The 24,405-nt window shown below is 43.5% G+C and carries 27 protein-coding genes and 1 riboswitch; of the genes, 18 read left to right on the forward strand and 9 right to left on the reverse strand.

The features are described from left to right. The first annotated feature begins 99 nt into the window (after window positions 1–99). Window positions 100–1,554 carry a PAS domain-containing protein gene (locus UFB30_RS11410; protein ID WP_322421823.1) on the forward strand — a complete coding sequence of 485 codons (1,455 nt, stop codon included), beginning with the start codon at window positions 100–102 and terminating at the stop codon, window positions 1,552–1,554. A gap of 36 nt (window positions 1,555–1,590) precedes the next feature. Here the strand turns inward: UFB30_RS11410 and UFB30_RS11415 are convergent, their stop codons facing one another. The 3 genes from UFB30_RS11415 to UFB30_RS11425 form a co-directional block, all read right to left on the reverse strand. Beyond that, window positions 1,591–2,178, reverse strand: coding sequence for a Fic/DOC family protein (locus UFB30_RS11415; RefSeq protein ID WP_322421824.1), 588 nt, complete (start codon window positions 2,176–2,178; stop codon window positions 1,591–1,593). After that, window positions 2,171–2,338, reverse strand: coding sequence for a Zn-dependent hydrolase (locus UFB30_RS11420; protein WP_322421825.1), 168 nt, complete (start codon window positions 2,336–2,338; stop codon window positions 2,171–2,173). Before UFB30_RS11420 ends, UFB30_RS11415 begins: the two co-directional genes overlap by 8 nt. A 76-nt stretch (window positions 2,339–2,414) precedes the next feature. Further along, window positions 2,415–2,843, reverse strand: coding sequence for a hypothetical protein (locus tag UFB30_RS11425; RefSeq protein WP_322421826.1), 429 nt, complete (start codon window positions 2,841–2,843; stop codon window positions 2,415–2,417). Window positions 2,844–3,023: 180 nt separating this feature from the next. On the opposite strand from UFB30_RS11425, the gene UFB30_RS11430 reads away from it, so the two are divergent. Continuing rightward, window positions 3,024–4,325: a M48 family metallopeptidase gene (locus tag UFB30_RS11430; RefSeq protein ID WP_322421827.1), complete on the forward strand. Its 1,302-nt coding sequence runs from the start codon at window positions 3,024–3,026 to the stop codon at window positions 4,323–4,325. 179 nt (window positions 4,326–4,504) lie between these two features. Beyond that, window positions 4,505–4,825: an SCP2 sterol-binding domain-containing protein gene (locus UFB30_RS11435; RefSeq protein WP_322421828.1), complete on the forward strand. Its 321-nt coding sequence runs from the start codon at window positions 4,505–4,507 to the stop codon at window positions 4,823–4,825. 121 nt (window positions 4,826–4,946) lie between these two features. Here the strand turns inward: UFB30_RS11435 and UFB30_RS11440 are convergent, their stop codons facing one another. Continuing rightward, window positions 4,947–5,276 (reverse strand): YolD-like family protein, encoded by a 330-nt coding sequence (locus tag UFB30_RS11440; RefSeq protein WP_322421829.1) that lies wholly within the window; start codon window positions 5,274–5,276, stop codon window positions 4,947–4,949. A 305-nt stretch (window positions 5,277–5,581) separates the two neighbouring features. Beyond that, window positions 5,582–6,145 carry an HAD-IA family hydrolase gene (locus tag UFB30_RS11445; RefSeq protein WP_322421830.1) on the reverse strand — a complete coding sequence of 188 codons (564 nt, stop codon included), beginning with the start codon at window positions 6,143–6,145 and terminating at the stop codon, window positions 5,582–5,584. Window positions 6,146–6,294: 149 nt separating this feature from the next. On the opposite strand from UFB30_RS11445, the gene UFB30_RS11450 reads away from it, so the two are divergent. Continuing rightward, complete coding sequence (locus UFB30_RS11450) at window positions 6,295–6,900, forward strand: hypothetical protein (protein WP_322421831.1); 606 nt, start codon at window positions 6,295–6,297, stop codon at window positions 6,898–6,900. Between the two features lie 104 nt (window positions 6,901–7,004). Further along, window positions 7,005–7,328, forward strand: a complete 324-nt coding sequence (locus UFB30_RS11455; RefSeq protein ID WP_322421832.1) for a hypothetical protein — start codon at window positions 7,005–7,007, stop codon at window positions 7,326–7,328. A 33-nt stretch (window positions 7,329–7,361) separates the two neighbouring features. On the opposite strand, the gene UFB30_RS11460 is transcribed toward UFB30_RS11455, so the two are convergent. Beyond that, entirely contained in the window at window positions 7,362–7,595 is a 234-nt protein-coding gene (locus UFB30_RS11460; RefSeq protein WP_322421833.1) for a DUF3953 domain-containing protein, read from the reverse strand. A 131-nt stretch (window positions 7,596–7,726) separates the two neighbouring features. Here UFB30_RS11460 and UFB30_RS11465 point away from each other — a divergent pair, with 131 nt between their 5' ends. Both UFB30_RS11465 and UFB30_RS11470 read left to right on the forward strand, forming a co-directional pair. After that, on the forward strand, window positions 7,727–7,918 hold the full coding sequence (locus tag UFB30_RS11465; protein ID WP_322421834.1) for a hypothetical protein: 192 nt from the start codon (window positions 7,727–7,729) through the stop codon (window positions 7,916–7,918). Window positions 7,919–7,937: 19 nt separating this feature from the next. After that, the gene (locus UFB30_RS11470) at window positions 7,938–8,876 is read left to right on the forward strand and encodes an arsenic resistance protein (RefSeq protein WP_322421835.1); all 939 of its coding nucleotides are present in this window, start codon (window positions 7,938–7,940) and stop codon (window positions 8,874–8,876) included. A gap of 235 nt (window positions 8,877–9,111) precedes the next feature. On the opposite strand, the gene UFB30_RS11475 is transcribed toward UFB30_RS11470, so the two are convergent. Continuing rightward, complete coding sequence (locus tag UFB30_RS11475; RefSeq protein ID WP_435390882.1) at window positions 9,112–10,365, reverse strand: YeeE/YedE family protein; 1,254 nt, start codon at window positions 10,363–10,365, stop codon at window positions 9,112–9,114. A 192-nt stretch (window positions 10,366–10,557) separates the two neighbouring features. Between UFB30_RS11475 and UFB30_RS11480 the strand changes: the two genes are divergently transcribed. Together UFB30_RS11480 and UFB30_RS11485 are read left to right on the forward strand one after the other, a co-directional pair. Continuing rightward, window positions 10,558–10,905 carry a PadR family transcriptional regulator gene (locus tag UFB30_RS11480; RefSeq protein ID WP_322421836.1) on the forward strand — a complete coding sequence of 116 codons (348 nt, stop codon included), beginning with the start codon at window positions 10,558–10,560 and terminating at the stop codon, window positions 10,903–10,905. Next, the gene (locus tag UFB30_RS11485; RefSeq protein ID WP_322421837.1) at window positions 10,898–11,665 is read left to right on the forward strand and encodes an HAAS domain-containing protein; all 768 of its coding nucleotides are present in this window, start codon (window positions 10,898–10,900) and stop codon (window positions 11,663–11,665) included. The genes UFB30_RS11480 and UFB30_RS11485 overlap by 8 nt, the downstream gene beginning before the upstream one ends. A 91-nt stretch (window positions 11,666–11,756) precedes the next feature. Here UFB30_RS11485 and UFB30_RS11490 read toward each other — a convergent pair whose 3' ends face one another. Both UFB30_RS11490 and UFB30_RS11495 read right to left on the reverse strand, forming a co-directional pair. Then, window positions 11,757–12,599 carry an STAS domain-containing protein gene (locus tag UFB30_RS11490; protein WP_322421838.1) on the reverse strand — a complete coding sequence of 281 codons (843 nt, stop codon included), beginning with the start codon at window positions 12,597–12,599 and terminating at the stop codon, window positions 11,757–11,759. A 143-nt stretch (window positions 12,600–12,742) separates the two neighbouring features. Continuing rightward, the gene (locus UFB30_RS11495) at window positions 12,743–13,261 is read right to left on the reverse strand and encodes a DUF3231 family protein (RefSeq protein WP_322421839.1); all 519 of its coding nucleotides are present in this window, start codon (window positions 13,259–13,261) and stop codon (window positions 12,743–12,745) included. Window positions 13,262–13,377: 116 nt separating this feature from the next. Between UFB30_RS11495 and UFB30_RS11500 the strand changes: the two genes are divergently transcribed. The 9 genes from UFB30_RS11500 to UFB30_RS11540 all read left to right on the forward strand — a co-directional run bounded on the left by UFB30_RS11500 (window position 13,378) and on the right by UFB30_RS11540 (window position 23,790). Continuing rightward, a complete protein-coding gene (locus tag UFB30_RS11500) occupies window positions 13,378–14,001 on the forward strand; it encodes a flavodoxin family protein (protein ID WP_322421840.1) in 624 nt (207 codons plus the stop codon). 386 nt (window positions 14,002–14,387) lie between these two features. Further along, on the forward strand, window positions 14,388–15,005 hold the full coding sequence (locus UFB30_RS11505; protein ID WP_322421841.1) for a protein kinase family protein: 618 nt from the start codon (window positions 14,388–14,390) through the stop codon (window positions 15,003–15,005). 142 nt (window positions 15,006–15,147) lie between these two features. Next, window positions 15,148–16,167: an STAS domain-containing protein gene (locus tag UFB30_RS11510; RefSeq protein ID WP_322421842.1), complete on the forward strand. Its 1,020-nt coding sequence runs from the start codon at window positions 15,148–15,150 to the stop codon at window positions 16,165–16,167. A gap of 120 nt (window positions 16,168–16,287) precedes the next feature. Further along, the gene (locus UFB30_RS11515; protein ID WP_322421843.1) at window positions 16,288–16,839 is read left to right on the forward strand and encodes a cysteine hydrolase family protein; all 552 of its coding nucleotides are present in this window, start codon (window positions 16,288–16,290) and stop codon (window positions 16,837–16,839) included. Window positions 16,840–16,859: 20 nt separating this feature from the next. Further along, complete coding sequence (locus UFB30_RS11520; protein WP_322421844.1) at window positions 16,860–18,338, forward strand: nicotinate phosphoribosyltransferase; 1,479 nt, start codon at window positions 16,860–16,862, stop codon at window positions 18,336–18,338. 18 nt (window positions 18,339–18,356) lie between these two features. Next, complete coding sequence (nadE, locus tag UFB30_RS11525; protein ID WP_322421845.1) at window positions 18,357–19,184, forward strand: NAD(+) synthase; 828 nt, start codon at window positions 18,357–18,359, stop codon at window positions 19,182–19,184. A gap of 246 nt (window positions 19,185–19,430) precedes the next feature. Then, entirely contained in the window at window positions 19,431–20,375 is a 945-nt protein-coding gene (locus UFB30_RS11530) for an AAA family ATPase (RefSeq protein ID WP_322421846.1), read from the forward strand. Continuing rightward, on the forward strand, window positions 20,375–21,580 hold the full coding sequence (locus tag UFB30_RS11535; protein ID WP_322421847.1) for a DUF58 domain-containing protein: 1,206 nt from the start codon (window positions 20,375–20,377) through the stop codon (window positions 21,578–21,580). Before UFB30_RS11530 ends, UFB30_RS11535 begins: the two co-directional genes overlap by 1 nt. Next, window positions 21,577–23,790 carry a DUF4129 domain-containing transglutaminase family protein gene (locus tag UFB30_RS11540; protein WP_322421848.1) on the forward strand — a complete coding sequence of 738 codons (2,214 nt, stop codon included), beginning with the start codon at window positions 21,577–21,579 and terminating at the stop codon, window positions 23,788–23,790. Before UFB30_RS11535 ends, UFB30_RS11540 begins: the two co-directional genes overlap by 4 nt. Before the next feature lie 38 nt (window positions 23,791–23,828). Beyond that, window positions 23,829–23,930, forward strand: a riboswitch (purine riboswitch). The last annotated feature ends 475 nt before the right edge of the window (window positions 23,931–24,405 follow it).

The following is a 24,405-nucleotide window of genomic DNA, read 5'->3' on the forward strand; positions in this document are numbered from 1 at the left end:
GAGGGTTTTTGTCGTTTTTTTTATAAAGAATTTGTCAATTTTCCCTTTTCAAATATACCTAATGAGCGTATTATAATTAGTAAAAAAAGGAACGTAATTATGCGCTACTCAGACACTTTAGCAATTGAAAACATCATCAGTGCTGTCGACCATCATTTAGCCGTTGCATTTATTGATCTTAATGGCCGTTTTGAATATGTAAATGATAACTTTTGCAAGGCTACTCAGTATACAGAGGAAGAGTTAATGAATGGTCACTTTTCCATGGTGCTTCATGAAAATCATGATATTGAGCAATTGACTAAAGCACTGAAGCAGATCAGAAAAGGTCAGCTTTGGCAGGGGGAAATGTTGAACAAAAAGAAGGATGGATCCCCTTTATGGGTGAATTCCACCATTGTGCCAATGCTGGACGGGGAAGGAAGACCTTTCCGTTATTTTACGTATAAAACAGATATTACAGAAAAGATAGAAATGAAAGAAAAGCTGAGTGCGACTGAACAAAAGCTCAAGCTGTCAGTCAGTGAAGCGAACTACCTGAAGCACGTGCTTGACCAGTCCTCCATGGTGACCATCATTGACCGCAATCGGACCATCCTGTATGTAAATGACCGGTTTGCGGAGCTGATGAAGCGAAAACCGCTCGACATTATTGGAAAGCCGCTGGACGATTTAAATGCCAGGTGTCATCCGGATTCCTTTTACGATGAGATGTGGGAAACGGTTTACCGCGGGGAGATCTGGTCAGGAGACGTTCAGACGAGAACAAAAGACGGTGAATTGAGATGGACAAGTACACGTATTTTTCCGATGATGAATGAAGGCGATGAGCCTGCCCGGTTTATTTTTGTCAGTCAGGATATTACACATGCGAAAGAATCAGAACAGCTTATCCTCCGTTCTGAGAAGCTGTCTGTATTAGGAGAACTGGCTGCAGGTATCGCCCATGAAATCAGAAATCCGCTCACCTCTTTAAAAGGGTTCACCGCCTTACTTGAAGAAGGGGAAACTGCGCCTGAAAAGAAAGCATATTTATCCGTATTAAAATCAGAAATTGACCGGATAGAGTATACGGTCAATGAATTAATGATGCTTGCAAAGCCTCAGAAGTCTGAAATGAAATCGGTGAAGATTGAAGAGCTCGTCCGGAGTGTCTGCGGCTTCCTGCGACCGGAGCTTACGATGAAAAATATTGAGCTCAGCTGTGATGGTAAAAATCCGTCTGCTGAGGTGCTGTGTGAGCCGAATCAGATTAAGCAGGTTGTAATGAATGTGCTGAAGAATGCTATTGAAGCAATGAATCAGGGCGGCCGTATTCATGTCTCATACCTTTACCAGGACAAGAAGATGTCCATTGTGGTTAAGGATGATGGTGAGGGGATGAGTGAAGAGGTCCTGAAAAAGATTGATACACCTTTTTTCACGACCAAACAGACAGGAAACGGGCTTGGGATTCCGATGTGTCAGAATATCATGAAGCTCCATCATGGAGAGATGAGAATATCAAGTATACCGGGTGCAGGGACAACCGTTGAACTTGTATTACCATACTGAAAAAACGTTCAGTCACATAGAAATGGCTGAACGTTTTTATGTGGTCTGATCAGTAAAGCTGATCGTCTGTTTGAAAAGCCGTTCCAGGTCAGTCAGATCCGTCACCGCCCTGATCATGGCATTGATATATTCAGTCCGGTCCAGCTGATCATACTGCCATTCAATCCCTTTTGACCAGGCATATTCATGAAGGAAGGAGCGGATTGTCCGTCCGTTACCTTCACGGAAAGGGTGCAGCATATTCAGCTCTGATTTGAAATAAGCAAGCCTTTCAGCCGCATGTTCAAGCGAGGTCCAGTCTTTCTCAGCCGCAAGTGCTTCAAAAATCCGGGCTGCATAACTGTCCAGAAACTGGGCCTGGCAAAACCGGGTGTTACCTTTCATCAATTGTACAGTCCGGAATTGGCCGGCAAACGGATAAATATCCTGAAAAAAGTGGCGGTGCAAATCTTTAAAGCTTTGAATATCAAATGAGGAAACCTTATATTGCTTTCTCACAAACTCCGCGGCACGCAGGGAAAAAGTGACTGCTTCCGCCTCCATCAGTGCTTCTTCATCTGTAACCCCAAGCAGATTGTACTTCAGCAGAAAATCATCATTTTCACTGCTGATGTACTTATCCACGTGACAGCAGGTCCTTAATCACTGAAGGTGTGATCGGCTTATCTGCATTAATTGTTTCAAGTACTTTCTCCTGTAATCCTTCAGTCAGGGACAGGTTTTCCAAATGCAGATTCTTCATAATTCTCTTAAACTCCGGTGATTCGATTTTGACATCTTTCATTCAGCGATTTCCCCACCTTTTCATGAGTTCTTATGTTTTTATTATACCATGAAAAGCTTATCAATAAGCGATTTCATTAGCTCAGGCGACTTAAAATCCGGTGAATGATAATCAGTGTAATAAAGGTTCCAACAACACCGGTCATCATGCCTGCAAGCTGTGCTGTATCAGCTGCGTAACCGCCTGATAACAATGCGTTTTCAGTGAGCTGATAGACAAACAAACCGAGCAGGACAGACGCAATCAGATTGGCAATACTCACCGTTACTTTATACGAGAGCGGCCGTGCATCAAAAGCACCCATCTGCTCTTTTAGATGAGCCTGGGCTTCATCCAGGGAAAGGTATTCCCCGACCATTTCTTCCTCACTGTAATAATGACTGTTTTGTGATTTTGAACTGAAGAATACGTAGTAGGTACCGTTTTCTTTCCGGATATCATATTTATGGATTCCGAGTACACCTTTTTTGGCGACTCTTTTTGTTCTTGTTCGTATATGCTCCATCATAGACCTCAAATCCTTACATTATTCTTTTCTCTATTTATCGTACCACAAATCAAAAAATCTCTGATACCCGGCTGTTGGATGCTTATAAAAATATGATTACGATATTGTAATTTTAAAGATGATCGGCTAATATTTAGAAATGCCTTACAATATCATACATATACAGGGGGAAGAACGTTGAATCATCAGGGGATTAAGTCAGAAAGAGAAACAGTTTACTTTGTACTGTCAGCCATATTCAGTGTGCTGATCTATATTATGGCTGCTGTTTCGATCATTGGAATCGGGATTGCGCTTGCTGTCCTTGCAGTCGTTCTTTTTACAAATGCACTTATGCTCGGCTCAATCCGTGGTAACGGGGTAAGAGTCAGTGAAAAACAGTTTTCAGATGTTTATGAGCGGACTGTTGTTTTATCGAAGGAAATGGGGTTGAAGAAAGTACCTGATTTCTTTGTCATTCAGTCTGAAGGGGCTTTGAATGCTTTTGCCACAAGATTTTTCGGGCGTAATATGATTGTCGTGTATTCAGAAGTATTTGAATTGGCAAGACAGAACGGCCAGGAAGAGCTGGACTTTATCATTGCGCATGAACTTGCACATATTAAACGTAATCACGTATGGAAAAATATTCTGGTGCTGCCTGCACAGTTTATCCCATTTTTATCTCAGGCTTACAGCCGCTCATGTGAATATACATGTGACAGGCATGCTGCATATCAGGTTGGTAACGCTGATGCCGCTAAGCGTGCACTGACGCTGCTGGGTGTCGGTAAAGTGATGTACCGTGAAGTGAATGAAGATGCGTATCTTGAGCAGATCCATTCAGAATCTAATGGGGCAGTATGGCTGAGCGAAGTACTCTCGACACATCCGCTGCTGCCAAAAAGAATTCTTTCAGTGGAACGCTTTATGAATCCATCAACACCTTATACTTACAGTCAGCAGCCGGGCCGGATTGTGGTGGGAGCAGGATTGCTGTTCGGAGGGCTGGCAGGCGCTTATATCGCAGTGATCGTCTCTATGACACTTGCCGGCGTTGTTTTTGCTTCAATCCTGCCGGATGATTTGAGCGCTGCAGATGATGCGTTTTATGAGGATACTTACGAAACAGATTTTGAAACCACACCATTAATGGATGCTGTCAATATGGGCGATGTTGACGAGGTATTGACATTAATTGATAATGGGGCCGATCTTGAAGCGACGGATTATGAAGGCTCAACTGCGCTGATGTATGCTATTTACAACAGTAACCCGGAAATGCTTGAAATATTGCTTGAGGCAGGAGCTGATCCGAATACACAGGATGATTATTCAACACCATTAATTATTGCAATCAATCTTGATGACAGGGAATCGGCTGCATTACTTGTGGAATATGGTGCAGATCCATTCATGGCAGATGCGGATGGTGACACCCCTGTTGATTATATCAGTACAGAAATGGGCGAAGATTTTTATACCTGGATTGAAGAATAAGGAAGAGGCTGGCACAAAAATGTGTCAGCTTTTTTTATTGTCCGGTTGTGTTTCCTGAAGCCGTGTCTTAAAGTATCATGCATCATCTTGAGGGTAAATATTAAATTTACATCCCTGAAAAAGATCAGTATGATAAAATGAATGAGTATTCATTACATTCAGACAAAGGGGATATGAGGATGTCAGAAGTATGGTCAAGAATGACAACAGCAATGAACGCCAATCCGGAACCGATACGGAATGAAAATGTGCGTTATGAGTTTCAGTTGAAAGAAGGAGAAGCAAAGCAGCTTGTTCTTCAGAATGGGGAAGCGTCAATTGAAGAAGCCGGCACAGCTGAGCCGAATTGTACATTGAAGCTGAGTGAAAAAGATCTGGTGAAAATGATCGAAGGAGATTTGAGCGCATCAGGTGCATTTATGTTTGGAAAACTGAAAGTGGAAGGCAAGATGGGGTACGCTTTGAAGCTTGAGTCATTGCTGAGTGAGTATACCTTTTAAGATGTTCTAAATGTGAAACAGGTTCGCTGCGCGGAGGACTTTCCGCAGCCGGCGGTGAGGCCCCTTCACACATTACAGGGGCTCACCTGTTCTTTTCCGCCTGCTGTTTTTTAGAATACCTCTACACAACCTCAAGACCAATCACCTGTTCAAAGGAGATGGTCTTTTTCATATGGTCTGAAGTTGTCATAAGTAAATAGCGCTGCTGGTAGTTAATTAATGTAATGATTCCTTTTACACTGTCACGTCTGTTGTGCTCAAAGATTTTCAGGTCAACCTTCTGTTGGAACTCAAGCGCTTCCTGAATACCAAGAAAAATCATGTCAAACATCTGTTCATCCAGTTCAGGTTTCGTTTCCTGTTCCATTTCTTCGTAAAAGTCTTTCAGCATTTTTACGTGTTCAGGCAGCATCATTGAAGTCCACTTAATTGTGCCGCGATCCTTATTCATTATATTCACGCCCCTTTTTTATCATTATAGGAACGTTTGTTCTGTTTTGTAAATAGGTAAGTGATGGATTTTAGAAGTTTGTTCAGAATGGGGAAGGGATAATCGTGATTCTGAGGTCTTGAAATCGTTCCGCTTCGCTTCAGGCGGAGGCTTTCCGCGGCCGGGCGGTGAGCCCCTTCCATGCTTCGCATTACAGGGTCTCACCTGTCCCTTTCCGCCGCAGGAGTCCCCGCCTTCCGCTCCGCTGCACTTAGATTTACTTTGAAAGAAAAGTGATTACATCTCTTCTTACTTATTTTAACCTCTCACTTGAAAACCACTACTTTAAAAAAGTCTTTATAGTCCTCCAGGTGAAAGTCTGCCGGTTTGTTGTTTTGAAAGAGGCAGGTGTATAGGCCGAGCTGTCTGGCCGGGATGATGTCGAGTTCACGGTCGCCTACTGCAAGGTCAATGCGGTGTTTGTCGTGCAGGTATTTGTAGGACGCAGGGTCGGGCTTGCGCGGGAAGCCGTCATCAGCGGTTACAATTTCAGAAAAGTACTTTGTGAATCCGTAGAAATCGAGTACTTTATAGGCACCTGTACGATCTTTATGCGTCATGATCACGTTGCGGCCAGCCTTTTTCAGGATATCTTCAACATGATCAAAAGGCGGCATTTCTTCAGGGCTGATGCTGCTGATCAAATGGTTATATTCTTCAATTTGTGATTCTGACAGACGGAAAAAGCTGATGGCATGTGTTGCAGAAATTTTCAGCTCTTTATAGCAGTCTGCTTCGGATACTTTACCGCCCAGCACCTGACTCATTCGTTTTGCATAAGCAGGGTAGGTGTTAAAGAGGGTGCCATCGTAATCCCAAAGTATATTCATATGACACTTCCTTTCTATTCATGAATACTCTCCACCATAAATATTATCATAGTGTAACAAGTGAATCCTTTTTCATAATTTTGTTTAAAATAAGAAGGACTTAAGTCTCTATTTGTCGAATCGCTATTTATGGAGGTGCATATCAATATATGAAGGAACAAATTTTCCTGTTGTCCATTGCCACGCTATTTTTCCTGTCTGGATGTGCCCCGGAAGAAAGTGCAGTAGCTGATATTCAAATGAAGAGTAATGAAGAGCTGTCTGTCATGACGGATTCGTTTACACGTGAAGATTTTTACAATACGCTGAGCCATGTGATGGAGGAAGCAGATCGTTTTGAAGCTGAGGGTGATCTTAAAAAGTGGATCATCAGAACAATTTCTGAGGAAGCGCTGTATTATGCGGATGACCTGACAGAAGAAGAAATCATAGAAATTTCCAAAGCGCGTCTTACAGAAGACCAGGTCTGGAAAGAAATCGCTGAGACGAAATACGGTGTTACAGTGAGTGAGGAAGAGTTGAATGAGTACATTGATAATGTCACGCAGTCATTTGAATCACCGCTCCAGCAGGCTTATGCTGATATTCTCGGATTAACGGTTGAACAGCTGAACCATGGATTTGATATGGATGTATATGAAAAAAATCTGTTATGGGAAAAGCTCAGGCCCAAACTTGAAAAAGCATATGGCACCACTGACAATAATAAGCTTGTTGAAAAGTATAATGAGGAAGTAAGTGAAGGGAGCAGGTAATCATCTCTTATATCTGGATTGACATATTCATAAAAGCCGGGTTGTTAGCGGGCCTGATCATCCTGTTGTATATGATTTTCAGAAAAGACAACAGGAAGCTGCTGATGACTGTACTGATTTACTTTACAGTGTTATCGCTTGTGTTTTTAATCGGATTATTTCAAATCAGCCATCATTATCAACTTTTTGATGCACCGGTTGATGGCGGATTTTCTGCGAAGTTTAACTGGGTTGCAACTTTTGCGTATCTTTATATCATCCCACTCATTATCCTGTTTTCAAATAAAGGATTCAGAAGGGCGAACGACAGGTTTTATTCCAGCGTTTCGCGTATCATGGTGAAAGTGCTGCTCGTCGCAGCGTTCATCGCAGGTGGTTACATAGCTATGTTCGGATTTGTCCTTACATATTACGGATTTGCGCCATAAAACTGTCTCTGCGTTCATGCAAAGACAGTTTTTTTAGAGTCCAAACGAGGTGTATCCTGCCACAAAAAACACAAAAGTGGAAACTGCAATTGAAATGGCACCGTAAAAAGTTTTGTTCTCTTTCAGCCTTTCAATCCCGGTAATTAATAACAGCAGGGCAAGCGGAAACATATAGAAAGGGACGACAGACCGGTCGCCTGTGAACAGGCTGTAGCCCGCAACGATGATAACAATTCCGCTTAACACACTAGTAATGATCGTACGCAACTGGAGATCCTCCTTTATACGTTGATAATTGATATACGTCAAAAACGCTGTTCAGGTTTCACCAGTTTTTTGAAACGCTTCCGCTTCAGATTCGTATACATTAAAAACGAATGGAAAAAGAGGTGCTGATGATGAGAAGGTGGCGGGAAAGAAAGGCAGTCAAATCGAAAAAACGTAAAGCTGAAGGAAAATACAGTTTTTGGGATGGACTGACAGATGTTCTGATATGGGTTCCGGAGTTAATCATTCTGCCATTTCGTCTGGTATACCTGCTGGTCAGGCTATTCGGAAGAGTATTCAGGGATGGATTTGATTCGATTTAATTGTCAGGTGTGATTTGAAATGAAATGGTTTGAAAAGCTGTATACATTTTTTATTTTAGGTGCTGTGGGTATTGGACTGGTCTTCAGTCAGCTGAACGGAGCCGGTTTGCTTGCAGAAGTGCTGATTCTGCCACTGCTTGCTTTCATGATCTATCTGACGTTTTTACAGATTCCTTCAAAAGAGATAAAAGCGTCCTTTCGGAATAAAACATTCAGCACCAGCGCTGTGCTGATTAATTTTTTATGGACACCTTTTTTTGCCTGGGTGCTGACGCTGGTGTTTTTCCCTGATCAGCCTGCTCTTGCCATTGGCCTGATTATGCTGCTTGTGACGCCGTGCACGGATTGGTACTTAATCTTTACGGGTGTTGCTAAAGGGAACACAGCACTGTCAGCAGCGATTCTGCCGCTTAATCTGATCCTGCAGATTATCCTGCTTCCGGTTTATTTATTCATCTTTTTTGGAGCAGGTGAAACGGTGGAAACCGCTTATCTGGTAGAAGGTGTCATATGGGTATTATTCGTCCCGCTGATGTTAGCCGCACTGACTAAAGCATTGTTAAAAGGAAAGCGTCTGCCTGCATCTGATCTGCTGCAAAATCTTCCTGCTGTCTTTTTAGTATTGGCAATCGTTGCAATGTTTGCGGCACAGGGGAATATGATCCTTGAAAACGCAGGGATATTCCTGCAGATCCTGCCACCACTCGCCATCTTTTTTGCCGTTAATTTTTTCATCAGCCGTCAGACTGGAAAGCTGTGCAAGCTGCCTGCTGGAGACCGCGTGAGCCTGACAATGACGACACTTGCAAGAAACTCACCGCTCGCACTTGCCATTGCAGTTGCTGCATTTCCTAATGAACCGCTGATTGCACTGATCCTCGTCATTGGTCCACTGATTGAACTGCCGGTACTCGCGCTGGTGTCTAAAGTGCTTGTTAAAATGGATAGAGGAAATTAATACGTAAAAAGAAAATGGGACAAAACAATCTATTTTGTTAAATTAAACAGTATTATCAAAACCTAAGTGCAGCGAAGCGTAAGGCGGCGACTCCACCGGGATGTGACGGACAGGTGAGACCCCGCAGGCGCGAAGCGTTGAGGAGGCTCACCGCCGTCCCCGGGGAAAGCGTCCGCCTGAAGCGTAGCGGAACGAGAAAAAAGGACGAGACAACTTTGTCCCGTCCTTTTGCTGCTTAACACAAAGTATCTTTTGGCTTTGGATTTTTTAAGCCGAAGATCGGTCTGATGAACAATGCAAGTCCTGTACCAAGCATCGCCATCACAGCCCATACCCAACCGTGAAGGCTGAACGATGCAATACCGCCGAAGTACGCGCCGATATTACAGCCGAAAGCAAGTCTCGCACCATAGCCCATCAGCAGTCCGCCGATAATTGAACCTGCTGCGATCCCGGGCTTGATTTTTTTCGGCTTGAACGCACCTGTCGCAGCCGCTGCAATAAATGCGCCAATAATGATACCGAAGTTCATCACACTCGTTGAATCGGCAAGAATAGAATTTTGTAATTGCTCAGCATTTCCCTGCCAGTATCCCCATGAAGCCACATCTACACCAAACAGTTCAAGGAACTTAGAACCCCATAGTGCAAATGCAGATGTGATCCCCCATGGATTTCCTCTAAGTGTCAGTGTTAAAGCGTTCAGTAACGCTAAAATAATCGCTGCTGCAAACAATGGCCACGCGCCGCGGAAAATCTTTTTAAATCCGGTTGTAGTCGGTAGCGGCTTCATCGCAGGAGCGTTTCTCTTAGCTGCGATAAACTTCAGACCATAATAAATTGCTGCAAAGAGTGCCATTTGAACAACCCAGGCACCAAAGAATCCAAGATTAGTAGATTCAGCTAATGAAAACGGCTCAAGTGCCCATGTTTCCTCCATCCAGAATGTAAAGTGATAAGCCCCGATGACTGATCCCGCAATAAATCCAATCAGTGTCAGAATCATAGATGAAGACCCGCCGCCTACTGAATAAAGTGTTCCTGAGGCACAGCCGCTTCCGAGCTGCATCCCTATACCGAAGATAAATGCACCGAAGATCACACTGATTCCAACAGGAGATACATATCCTGCAGGTGTAACGCCTGTGAAGCTGAATCCGGTACTTAAAATGATTGCAAATAAAGTGGAAGCGACCGCAAGCATCACCATATGTGCCTGTATTCCCTGCGCATTACCTACTGCCATCAGTCTTCTGAAAGCTGAGGTGAAACCAAATCGTGCATATAGTAATGTCAGACCAAGTGCCAGTCCGACAATAAATAAAATGCCCTGAACAGCATCAGTTGTAAAAATAATGACTGCAAATAATGCAAGAGCAGCCGCAATACCAAGTAAAACAAACGGCTTTTGCATAGGTGCAAGATCTGTTACGAATGTCGTACGACCGCGTTTCCACCCTTTAGGTGTTTCCTGAACCTGTTGAGTCAAATTGAAAACCTCCAATTCCTATTCGTATGATAGGAATTAATTTAGCACAGGTTGTATTGAGATGTAAATTTATAAGTTTCTCTTGAAAAGCTATTGGAAAAATTTATTTATAATACCCTTGCATTACAAGATACTAAAAAGTATATTATGTATATACCTTGTAATACAAGATAAAGAAATGGCGGGTTGCAGATGTCACAAACACAAATGATGAAAGGGATCCTTGATGGCTGTCTGCTTGCCATTATCCGCGGGAAAGAAGTATACGGATATGAAATGGCAGAGCGGCTCAGTGAATATGGATTCGGTGAAGTAAGTGAGGGAACCATTTATCCACTGTTAATGAGGATGCAGCGTGAAGGCCTGGTCACTTCAGTTAAAAAGGCATCTACTGCCGGTCCGAAAAGGAAGTATTATTCTCTCACTGATAAAGGCCACGAGGAGCTTGAAGCATTTCTTGAAAGATGGAAAAGGTTAGAGAAAAGTGTAAATGAAGCCATCAGACAGGAGACAAAAGAGGGGAGTGAGGGCAGTGCCTGAATTATCAAAGGAAAGCAGAAGGTTTATGGATGACCTTAGACTTTATTTATTGTCGTCAGGTAAGAATGAGCAAGAGATCAGAGAAATCGCTGAAGAAATTGAAAGTCATTTAGAAGAAGCAGAGAGAAACGGTAAGCCGATTGAACAGGTAGTAGGTGAGTCGCCGAAGGAATATATGGAAATGATATCAAATGAAATGAAGTTTGATAAGAAAGCGTGGCTTAAATACATTCCACTGATTATTTTCGGTGCGATTTCGTTTTCAGTTATGGGTCAGCTGATAGACAATTTGAGACTCAGCTACAGCTATGCTTTGATCGGGGGAAGTGTGTTCATCAGTTTTATTTTTATTCTGCTGGTTTTCGGTGTATTTAAGTATACTGCAAGCAGGCAGGTGTCAAAGGTGAAGGAGTTCTTTTTGATTATAATTCCGGTGTTTGTGAACCTGATCTTGTTTGGCGGGTTGATTTTCTGGGATATGTATTCTGAGCTGCCGGGATTTGAGTTAGGTGTGACAGCAAGTATGATTGTCGGTGTGCTTCTTTTGGGGATGCTTATCTGGATTTCAGTCTGGGCGAAAACAGCGGTTCTGCTTGTCATGCTGTCAGCAATTCATGTACCGGAGCTGCTGCTGAGAATGACGCAGCTTGGACTGGAAGTGAAACTGGTTACGAATCTGCTTTTGACTTATCTCATTATTGGGCTTTATATGTATTATACGTTTAAAAAAATGAAGAAGGCTGAAGCTGCTGCAGGCTGACCGGAATGGGACGGTAATTGGTTCGTAGCTGAGCAGACACTTCTCAGGCCAAACAAAAAGTTCTCATCCAGACAAAAGGATGAGAACTTTTTCATTTTTTCTCTAAATAAAAACCGAGCTTCATCAATGCGCGCTCCAGGTTTGTTTCAACATCAAACTTTGTAATATCAATCTGCGACTGATTTGCCTGGAGTGCAGTTTCAGGGCGGATGCCGGTCAGGATGGCATGTACGCCGAGCAGACTCAGCAGGTTAACAATTTTAAGAAGAGATCCGATGACAAGGTCATCCACTTCAATAATGCCGGAGAGATCAATGATCAGGTGCTCAAGTTCAAGCTCCTGACTTCTGTTAAGTGTCAGCTCAATGATTCTGCCAACTCTGATTTCATTGATGCTGCCAATGACAGGAAGAACCGCTACACCCTGTGTAATCGGTACAATCGGCACTGATAAGTTGTCGATCTGCTTTTGGGCACCGTCAAGCTCAAGTACATAAGAAAGGAGAGAGCTCATCGTCTCAAGCAGCTCCATTTGTTCCTCAGTCAAGTCAAAGGGTTTCGTATCAAGACCGCAGATGGTGCCATAGTTTTTACCATTTTCAAAATAAATCGGAACCCCAACAAAGCTTCCACTGCCGAGATTCTGTGTGACAGCAAGCCCTTTTGTTTTTTCATCCTGTGTAATATCAGGGATCAAAAGTAATTCGTTACCGTGATCCACGCTGACTTTGCAATATGTATCTTTAAATGGGAGTTGTTCGCCAGCCTTTAGCAGCTGCTGGTCTTTATTAATCACCTTTACGATCTCGTTGACCTGCTGATCATTTTTCGCAATAAATAATGTATTAATCTCCAGAATACCGGCCATCATTTGCAGGATGCTATCTGCCGCTTCATCGAAATTTTTAAATTTCACTGTATGTATCTGATTCATAAGTAAATCCTTTCTATGTAAAAAGTCTGAGGCCTGAAGTATCTAATTCCCTATGTTCAAAATAGATAAACTGATTTCGTGAAATAAAAATAAAACTGCAGGAATAGGCGGTTTTCACCGCGTTATTCCATGCAGTTTCATTGTTATCCCTGATGTGCCATCTCTTTAACCTGATAAAGAGGAGGCGGGATCAGCCAGCCTTTTTCCTTGCTGAGACGCAGGGCTTTTGCAGCGAATGCCACTTTTTCTGTATGGAACTGTGCAAACATCAGTCCCACATCTTCGCGGATACACTGGGCAATCATCTGACTGTCAGCAACCATTGCGGTACCAGTGCTTGCCTGTATGGATGCAGCAATCTCAGGATCCTGAAAACGTGCACCATCCGGAATCTGGTCAATACTTGCTTTAGCCCGGGCTGGTGGTGATGGAGGAACCTGAATCTGATGCTCGATAAGCAGCTCCTCAAGCTGGCGGGCTTCATCCTGACCCAGTTTGATCGCTTCCTCAATCAGCTGTCTTAATTCACGGTCACCGGCATGGTTTAACAGCGTCTGATTAGCGGCAATGCTTGACTTAGCCGTTAAAAGCGCAGACCATACCCCATAAATTTCACCATAATGCAACGGTTCATTTTTCGGTGCTCCACTTAAAATTCCCATGATGATCCCCCTTTGCGAAGTTGACTGAATCAGTCAAAAGGTAGTATGCACTTTTATGATTTAACTATTCAGTTACGGGTAGTTAGAATAGGACAGTAAATTTCTGGAGGGATTCGATGGAGAAAATCAAAGCGCTTATTTTAAATGCATCGCTTAAATCATCTGATGAAGAATCAAATACCGGTTATATGGCAAAGCAGGTTGCGGAGATACTGGAGCAGGAAGAAGCTGAGACAGAGATTGTCCGGTTAGCTGATTACAACATTGCTTTCGGAATTGATACTGATATGGGTGATGGTGATCAGTGGCCGGAGATTTACGAAAAAGTCAAAGCAGCTGATATTGTGATGATCGGAACACCATTATGGATTGGTGAAAAAAGCAGCCTTGCTACGATGGCAATGGAAAGGCTGTATGGCGGCAGCAGTGATACAAACGATAAAGGGCAGGCGGTTTATTACAATAAGGTTGGCGGTGTGCTGATTACCGGAAATGAGGATGGTGCAAAACAGGCGGCAGCTTCAGTGCTTTACGGACTCTCACATATCGGCTTTACAGTACCACCGAATGTAGATGCGTACTGGGTGGGCGAAGCAGGACCAGGTCCGTCCTATATAGAAGCTGAAGGGTATAAAAGTGAGTTTACAGAGTCCCATATTCAGATGCTTGCCTACAATACGCTGCATCTGGCAAAAATTTTAAAGGAAAATCCAATTCCGGCTAAGGGAAATACGATGTAGTGATGGACGGCTTTTAGGCCGTATCATCAGCAGTTATGCGCCAACCATTTTGGTAAGGTGGTTGGCGCTAATTGCATCACCTTTTGCGATATATCTGACACCTCCTTCATGAATTACGTCACCTTTTAGGTTTTTCATCCCCAAAGTCCTGGTCAGATGATTTTTACGTCAGCTCAGGCGATATTTCCATCACTTCCCCACTTATTTCAATCACCTTTTCGCTTTTTCGCGCAGTCCCTATCGTCCCCCTTCATGTTCTTGAGAAACTAAAGGGTTTTCAGTGCAGTTTTCTTTATGTGAAGATAAACTGCTTCTGCCTCCAGGGGTCTTGCTGTAGAATAGAAGTTCATAGGAATAAAAGATAAAGGCAGGAGAGGGCTGATTGTGTGGAAGACTACAGCAGCTTGGCTGAAAGCGTCAGATTCAATGATGATGACTCAGTATTAAAGGCTGCGTCTGAGTGTTTACTGATTGGCGTTGGCAGAAGTGCAGCAGTATTTAAAATAAAGGATCAGGATAAAGTTATGAAGGTATTCTTTCCAGATCACGAGAAAACAGCTGAAGAGGAGGCAGAGATTTATCACCTGCTTGCTGGAAGTGAATTTTACCCTTCTGTATATGATTCGGGTGAAAACTATCTGGTGATCGATTATGTGGAAGGTAAAACCTTTTTTCAATGCCTTTCAGAAGGAATCGTCATTGAGAAAAAGCATATAGATGAAGTGGATGAAGCGCTTGGTGTTGCAAGAAACAGAGGGTTAAAACCGTCTGATGTGCACCTGCGTAATATTATGTTGAAGCCTGATGGGCATATTATGATGATTGACCTTGCCCGCTTCAGGCAGGAGAAGGTATATGAAAGGCAGTGGGAGGATTTGAAACGGGTCTGGAAGTATTATCACAAATCATATTTCCCGAAAAAAATGCCTGCTGCTGTACTGAATGGTGCAGCATTTTTATATAAAAAAGGCTGGGAGAGAGTAATCGCCAAAATGCAGACCTGACAATTTCCCGGAGGATCTGACGGGAAAATGAAAAAAAGGTCGAAACATTTCGCAGAGACATTTTGAGTAAAGTTAGAGAAAACCTTTGAACTTTGTTAGTATTAAAATCACAGGATTAAATACTTATAGCAAAGGTGATCTTATGAAAAACAATCCCAGTATTACGATAGACGGACTGCAGTTTGACTGGAACTTATCCAAAGGGGAATTTCTTTTCGAACAGGAAGATGCTGTTTTATTCTGGATTACCAGCGCAATGAAAGAGTTCTTCGATACGATTGAAGAAATATCAGGTGAAGAGGCTTCAACGCTTGTTTTTGAAACGGCCGGCTTCAGACAGGGAACTGTTGTTGGAAAATACTTCGAGGACTTGAAACATCTAAAGGTTGAAGAAGCTGCTGAAATGATTACGGCTACATATGCTTCAGCCGGTTGGGGTTATGCACATATTGAAGACCTTGATACAGCATCTAAAACTGTACGGGTCAGGTTAAAAGGCAGCTGGGAATATAAGATTAATAAAGCGCAGGGCAAGAAACGGAGAGGCAATTTCCTTCCGGCTCATTACGCAGGTATCTTCAGCGTGTTTTTCGGACAGAATGTATGGTTTGAGATTAAAGAAGATCAGATTGCCGGTGCTGAAACCACTGTGATTGATTATTTCCCTTCAACGATTACGATCACTGAAAATATTCATGCACTTTTAAGGAAAAAAGAGTCACAGCAGATCATGCAGCTGGAAGCGATGGTAGAGGATAAAACGAGAGATCTGAAAGAATTAATCAAGCAGATTTCATCTCCGGTTATTCCGGTTCTTGATGGGGTGGTTGTGGTACCGCTGCTTGGGAAGTATGACCAGGAGCGGGCGGAAGAACTAGTCTATAATACGCTGAATAAGCTGCCTTCTTACAAAGCGAACTACCTTGTGCTTGATCTGACAGCACTTGATGATGAGGTTGATCAGCTGACAATCAGTCTGCTTGAAAAAATCAGCGGTGCGGCAGCGCTGATTGGAACGGAGACCGTACTTGTCGGATTGTCAGCGAAATTAAGCATCACAATTGCAGAATCAGGTATAGATATCTCACGCTTCCACTGCTTCCAGACGCTGCAGCATGGAATTTATTATGCACTCAGTCAGCAGGGGAAACAGATTATCTGATGAAAAGCTTCAGCGTATGCTGGAGCTTTTTGTGTAAACAGGTTTAACGGGCATTAACTTGTGTCTTGTCAGGAGTAAAGTTAAAATAAAACCATCTGTTCTAAAAAGGAGATTAAGCTGATGACTACACGTGCTTTGATTAATATTGATTATACAAATGACTTTGTTGCAACGGATGGCGCTTTGACCTGTGGTGAACCCGGACAGGTGATTGAAAAGGAAGTGGTGCGCCTGACGAGTGAATTTCATAAGAATGGTGAACTGGTTGTGTTCGCCATTGACCTTCATGAAGAAGGTGATCCTTATCACCCGGAAACAAAGCTTTTTCCGCCGCATAATATCCGCGGAACAGAAGGAAGAGATCTGTATGGGTCGCTGCAGAAATTATATGATATGATTCAAGATGATGAAAATGTGATATATATAGATAAAACGCGTTACAGTGCTTTCGCCGGGACAAATCTTGAGCAGCTGCTGCGTGAACGGGGCATTACGGAAGTGCACCTCGTTGGTGTGTGTACAGATATCTGTGTATTGCATACAGCAGTAGATGCTTATAACAAAGGATTCAATATTGTTGTGCATAAGGAAGCGGCAGCAAGCTTTAATCAGGCCGGCCATGAGTGGTCGCTTGATCATTTTGCTTCGTCGCTGGGTGCGGAAGTAAGGTAGCGGTAAGGAGCTAATCGTTTATGGATACATTAGGCAACTATACTGATGACAGTCTGATGCTGCATACAGACCTCTATCAGATCAACATGGCAAAGACATACTGGGAAGACGGCATGCATGAGCGCACTGCCGTTTTTGATCTTTACTTCAGATCACTGCCATTCGGTAATGGTTTTGCCGTGTTTGCGGGGCTTGAAAGAGTGCTTGATTATTTAACGAACTTTCAATTTACAGAATCAGACCTGAACTACTTACAACATGAAGCGGGTTATGAAGCGGATTTCATTGAGTACCTAAGAAATCTGCGCTTCACAGGAACTGTCAGGTCTATGGTGGAAGGCGAGCTTGTATTTGGCAATGAACCGATCATGCGTGTTGAAGCACCCCTTGTTGAAGCTCAGTTAATTGAGACTGCGCTGCTTAACATTGTGAACTATCAAACACTCATTGCAACGAAAGCTTCGAGAATTAAGCAGGTTGTCGGTGATGAAGTGCTGATGGAGTTCGGTACACGCCGTGCGCATGAGCTTGATGCTGCCATCTGGGGGACGCGTGCTGCTTACCTGGGCGGATTTTCAGCGACAAGTAACGTTCGTGCCGGTAAAATGTTCGGGCTGCCAGTCGCAGGGACTCACTCTCACGCGATGATTCAGGCATATCGTGATGAGTATACTGCGTTTATGAAATACGCGGAAACTCATAAAGAATGTGTATTCCTTGTAGATACGTATAACACGCTGAAATCAGGCGTTCCTGCAGCCATTGCAGTAGCAAAAGAAATGGGTGACCGCATCAATTTCAGAGGCATCCGTCTTGATAGCGGAGATATTGCCTATTTATCAAAAGAAGCCCGGAAAATGCTTGATGAAGCAGGTTTTAAAGATGCAAAAATTATTGCGTCGAATGATCTTGATGAGTATACAATTCTAAACCTGAAAGCACAGGGAGCTGTCGTGGATATCTGGGGCATCGGTACGAAGCTGATTACTGCTTATGACCAGCCGGCGCTTGGTGGCGTCTATAAGCTTGTTTCGATTGAAAATGAGCAGGGTGAAATGATCGACACAATTAAAATCTCAAGTAATGCTGAAAAAGTTACAACCCCAGGGATGAAACGGGTGTACCGGATTATAAACAGGGTAAATAATAAATCAGAAGGTGACTATATCACGCTTGAAGGAGAAGACCCGCAGGCGGAGGACCATTTGAAAATGTTCCATCCTGTGCATACATTTGTCACGAAGTTTGTGACAAATTTTGAAGCGAGGGATCTTCACCAGACCGTGATTGAAGGAGGACAGCTGCAATATGAGCTGCCATCACCTGAACAGATTAAGCAGTATCTGACCGAAAATCTGGAGCTGCTGTGGGACGAGTATAAGCGCTCGATGAACCCGGAAGAATATCCGGTCGATCTCAGTCAGAAGTGCTGGGATAACAAAATGAGAAACATTCAGGAAGTAAAACAGGCAGTCAAGAATGCACAGGCTGCACAATAATGTAATGAGGTGATCTTTGTGGCAACATTGCAGGACCAGATCGTAAAGGAAATGGGTGTATCCCCCGAGATACATCCGGGTGAAGAAATTCGCCGCAGTATTGATTTTCTGAAGGAATATGCGAAGAAGCATACATTCCTGTCATCATTTGTACTCGGAATATCAGGTGGTCAGGACTCTACGCTGGCCGGGACGCTCGCACAGATGGCTGTGAATGAACTGAATGAAGAAGCCGGAGAAAAGAAGTATACGTTTATTGCACTCAGACTGCCTTACGGGGAGCAGGCAGATGAGCAGGACGCCAAAGATGCAATTGCTTTTATGAATGCGGATGAAACAGTAAGAATTAATATAAAGCCCGCAGTTGATGCAAGTGTCCAGTCATTGGCTGACGCAGGCGTAAAGCTGAGTGATTTTGTTAAAGGGAATGAAAAAGCAAGAGAGCGTATGAAAGCACAGTATGCAGTCGCAGCGATGCGAAATGGTGTTGTGATCGGAACTGATCATCCGGCAGAAGCGATTACAGGCTTTTATACGAAGCATGGAGATGGCGGTGCGGACATTCTGCCACTCTTCAGATTGAATAAAAGACAGGGTAAGCAATTATTAAAAGAGCTCGGTGCACCTGAGCATCTGTATATGAAAGCGCCGACTGCGGATCTTGAGGATGACCGTCCGCAGGTTGCTGATGAAGAAGCGCTCGGTGTAACCTATGACGAAATAGATGATTACCTTGAAGGTAAAAAAGTAAGTGAGCAGGCACAAAAAACAATCGAAAATCATTATCTGAAAACGCAGCATAAACGGCACCTGCCGATTACAGTATTTGATGATTTTTGGAAATAACGGTTAGTTTCAGCAAGGCTGGTCCATAATGGTAATAGCCTCCAGTAAGCCCTGCTGATTCTTCTCGCCGGGCTGAAGAAGCAACCTTCAGCCCGGTTTTTATGTGGGCAGAATACTCAGCGCCAGCCGACAGTTGTAAGTGGCACTTATTTCTATTATTCTAAATAGAGTGTCTATTATAAGTAGAATACGGGTGAAATTCGCCTTAAATAATAGAGAATATTATAAGAAATGGGAGGGAATACCATGTATCACCAAAAGTTAGAACAGGTACTGACGAACATTGAACGGGTCATGATTGGTAAAAGAACAGTGGCTGAATTAAGTCTTGTTTCACTGCTGGCCCAGGGGCATGTGTTACTTGAAGATGTACCCGGCGTAGGAAAAACAATGATGGTGCGTGCACTTGCCAAGTCTGTAGGTGCAAAGTTTACCCGCATACAATTTACTCCGGATTTACTTCCCTCAGATGTAATAGGTGTTTCAATTTATAATCCAAAAGAAATGACGTTTCAATTCCGCCCGGGTCCGATTATGGGGAATATTGTGTTAGCGGACGAAATTAATCGTACATCCCCTAAAACTCAGTCATCATTACTTGAAAGTATGGAAGAAGGCAGCGTGACAGTGGATGGATTTACACATAAGCTCGCCAAGCCATTTTTTGTCATGGCTACACAGAACCCGATTGAATATGAAGGAACATATCCTCTCCCTGAAGCACAGTTGGACCGTTTCTTACTGAAGATGCAAATGGGTTATCCGGATGCAAAAGAAGAAATGGAAGTACTGAACCGGATACAATTTGCTCCGCCAATTGACGACCTGCAGCCTGTGATTACATTAGAAGAGCTGCAGCATCTTCAGGAAGAAGTAAAGAAAGTGATTGTGGATGAAAAAATTAAAGAATACATTGTGGATCTGGCTGGAAAAACACGTGATCATGCAAATGTGTATCTCGGCGTAAGTCCGCGTGGCTCTATTGCGCTGATGAAATCCTGCCAGGCGTATGCGATGCTCCATGGCCGGGATTATGTGCTGCCGGATGATGTACAATTTCTTGTGCCTTACGTATTTTCACACCGGATGATTCTGAAATCCGAAGCAAGATATGAAGGGATTGAGCCGGAAGAAGTCATTGAGCGGATCCTTGCACGGACAAGAGTTCCGGTTCAGCGGATGGCAAAGTGATGAAGCTGCAAATTCTGCTTGGGATCGCAAAAGTCTTGCTTGTAACAGTGCTGTTGGTTGGGACTTTTTCATATGCAATGTTCCAGGGAGGTTTTGTGAGCTGGTTTTTATTTTACAGCTTTCTGCCTTTTGGCCTGTATTCTCTCATGATGATGGTCTATCCGTTAAATGATTTTAATGTTGTCAGAGTGATCAAGTCCAGAGAATTGAAGGCAGGTGCGAATGTAGCGATCAAAATTCACCTGAAGAGAACATTGCCATTTCCGCTCTTTTATCTAGTAGCAGAGGAGCATATAACAGGAAACGTTTTTCAACAGGGAAGTACAGCTAAAAAGCTTGTTCACCCCTGGTTTAAAAGAGAGATTGTTCTAGAGTATGAAATTCAGAACATCTCACGCGGTGAACACACCTTTGAAAGTGTTGAATTAAAAACAGGAGATTTTCTCGGACTGGTGCAGAAATCCAGCCGCCTTGAACACAAACAGACGATCCTGGTTTATCCTTCACACGTGTCTCTGGATTATCAGCCGCTTCAGGCACGCTTTGATCAGGGAGTCTCCTCATCCAATGTCAGGATTCAGCAGGATACGACACTTGCAACAGGCGTGAGAGATTATGAGACAGGTGACCGCGTTTCATGGATTCACTGGAAGTCATTTGCACGGACAAACGATTTAAAAACAAAGGAATTTGAAGAACGTAAATCTCATGATGTGATGGTGGTACTTGACCGGACGCCAAGCCAGGCATTTGAAGATATGGTTGTTCTGACAGCATCAGTGATCAGAGGTGTGATCAGAAAAGGTGCACAGGCTGGTTATTTCTCACGTGGAGAAACTGTTCAATTTGCCCCTCTTAAAAGTGGGGAAAGTCATCAAAAGCAGATTGATTATTATCTGGCAAAAGTACAGCCTGATCAGGAAAACAGCTTTGAAACGGTCTTGCAACAAAATGCCGGAGATATCTCAAAAACGTCAGCGCTGATTCTGATTACGTCACAGCTTACAAGAGAGAGTATTGATGAAATCAGTAAGGTATCTAAAAACAGTCAAGCTACGATGATTTTATTTGTGAAGCATCCTTCTGTCAGGTTAAATCAGGATCACAGACAGCTTGCAGGACTCGCTGCTTCCAAAGGCATTGCGTTGAGAGAGTGTGACAAACGTCAATTTGCATCTGTCTTTAAGGAGGTGAAGCAGGCGTGAAAACAGATTTCGGGTGGAGCGATGTTGCAACACTGATTTTGTATGTGCTGAGCTTCTTTCTTCTATGGGAATGGCTTAGACCGATAGAGCAGATTACGGAAACGGCAAATGTGCATTTCTTTGTTATTTTCGCCGGACTGTCGCTCCTGTTGTATTATTTTGAAGTAAACTGGATTATTTCCGGGGCAATAAAAACAGTTTTTATTGTTGTCGTGCTGCAAAATTTATATTTCGATGTGCCATTGATTGGTCAGGGAGAATGGATTGGGGATTTCACTTCATCTGTTGGAGAAAGTGTCGTCATGACCGTCCAGCAGAACTGGGGCGGAGTATCTGATTTATTCCGAAGTCTATTATTCTTTGTATTATTATGGTTGACTGCTTACCTGATGAACTACTGGCTGGCAGTCAGAAAACAGATGTTTTTATTTTATCTGTTTACAGTTATTTATATTACGATCCTTGATACTTTCAGTCCGTATGACGGAAGTATGGCGATTGTAAGGGTTATTCTGTTCGGCTTCCTTCTGCTTGGTCTGCTTGGCCTTCAGAGAATGGCTGATCAGGAGAGAATATCGTTATCTATGAATCAGCTGCAGAGATGGCTGCTTCCGCTTGCAATATTGATTGCGTTCAGCTCGGCAGCTGCTTATGCGGCACCTAAAGCTGAACCTGTCTGGCCGGACCCGGTACCATTTTTGACGTCTTTTGGTGAAGGATCAGGCTCTGGTTCTGGAGGCGTGAACCGCCTTGGTTATGGAGTGGATGATTCTGAACTTGGCGGATCATTTGTCGGAGATGAAACAAAGGTTTTTGAAGCAACCGTCGAGGGAGACCAATACTGGCGGATTGAAACAAAAGACACTTATACAGGAAAAGGATGGGAGCAATCAAGGGAAGCGGAGAACCTGACCCCGTTTACGGTAAATGAGCCTGCACCTTTATCGCTATCCAGAATAGATGAAGAATCGGAGACTCAGACAGTATCGATTGATGTTGATCTGACTTACGATCACCTTGTCTATCCTTATGCGCCTGATCAAGTTGTAAGTGCTGATGTTGATGAATTCCGATTAAATCCTGTTACTGAAAAAATCACCTCTGTACAGGGTGAAGAACTAGTGGAGCTTGGTGAGTATGAATGGGAATTCCGTGAACCAAGATACAGTCTTCAGGCATTGAGAAATACAACTGGTCTTGGTGAAGCGGCAGACTCAATGGCGCCGTATCTCCAGCTGCCTGAAAATCTGCCTGAAAGAATCCGGGAGCTCACGCTGGATATCACAGAGAGTGAGGACAACTGGTACGATAAAGCCAAAGCAGTTGAAGGATACTTTTCAAGGAGCGGCTTTATTTATGAACAAGAAGATGTACCGGTACCTGAAGGTGATGAAGATTATGTAGATCAGTTTCTATTTGAGACGCAGCGGGGCTACTGTGATAACTATTCAACTTCAATGGTTGTTATGCTGCGCTCTATTGATATCCCTGCGCGCTGGGTTAAAGGTTATACTGAGGGAGAAGTGATCGAAAGTCTTGGAGATGGCCGTTCGGTATATGAAGTCACCAACAATAATGCGCACTCCTGGGTCGAGGTATTTTTTCCGGAAATCGGATGGGTGCCATTTGAGCCGACTGTGTCGTTTTCAAATAATATTTCTTTAAATTATGACCTTGATCTGGATTCTGAGACAGAAACGCCGGAAACACCTGAAGAAACAGAAACACCGGAACCTGAAGCACCGGAACCGCTGGAAGAAGATGCCGGTGTCATCGGTGATACAGATGATGATGGATCGTCCGGAACAGGCTTTCTTGAGTCAGTCAGAAATTTTGTCGCAGAAAATCGTCTGATGTTATTTCTGGTCAGTGTCATACTGGTCTTAACAGGAACCGTTCTTTACCGCAGAAGAAACCGCTGGATGCCATATGTGCTGATCCGTTATTACCGTTCGCAAAAGGGCAGTGAGGTTTACCCGAAAGCTTATGCTTCGCTGTTAAAACAGCTTAAGCGTTATGGTCTTCGCAGAAAAGAAACTCAGACGCTGAGTGCGTATGCAAGAGAAGTTGATAACTTTTTCGGTACGCATGAAATGAGCAGACTGACGGATCAATATGAGCGGATTCTGTACCGTAGGGAGGATCCAAAAGATAAATGGTCGAATATGCGTGAATTGTGGGAAGATTTAATTAAAAAGACAACCGGTTGACCGGGCATGAGCAAGGCGTTAAAATGGTGAAAATTAATGACAGCTTCATAATACCCCTTCATATATGTCCGATAATATGGGTCGGATGTTTCTACCGGATCACCATAAATGGTCTGACTATGGAGGCGGTCTTTTTAAGATATCTCTGTTAGTTTGTCTGTTGACCTACGCTCCAGGCGGACGCTTTCCAAGTGGGTGGGCCGTTTTTTGGCCCCATCTGACCTCCTCAGCTTCGCTTACGGGGGTCTCACGTGTCCGTCTTCTCCCGCTGGAGTCGCCGCCTTACGCTGCGGTCAACGGTGCATTAAAACAGAATCTTAAATCATAGAATATAAGAGTTCACTTTATAGGTGTTAAACCTTCATGAGCTCTTTTACCTTTGATAAATAGACCGCCTTGTTAAAACGCTTGAAGGGAAGAAGAGGATGACTCTTTTTCGTACAGGCGTTTTTTCTATTTTAGCTTTGTTAAGGTGTGATGAAGTGTTTTCACAGCTGATGACTGGAGCGTAAGGCGTCGACTCCGGGACGAATAGAGGGAAGCTGAGACCCCACAGTCAAAGGCGAGGAGGCTCAGCAACCTCCGTCTGGAAAGCGTCCGCCTGAAGCGGAAGTC

This window comes from Jeotgalibacillus haloalkalitolerans (assembly GCF_034427455.1).
Classification (GTDB): Bacteria; Bacillota; Bacilli; order Bacillales; family Jeotgalibacillaceae; genus Jeotgalibacillus; species Jeotgalibacillus haloalkalitolerans.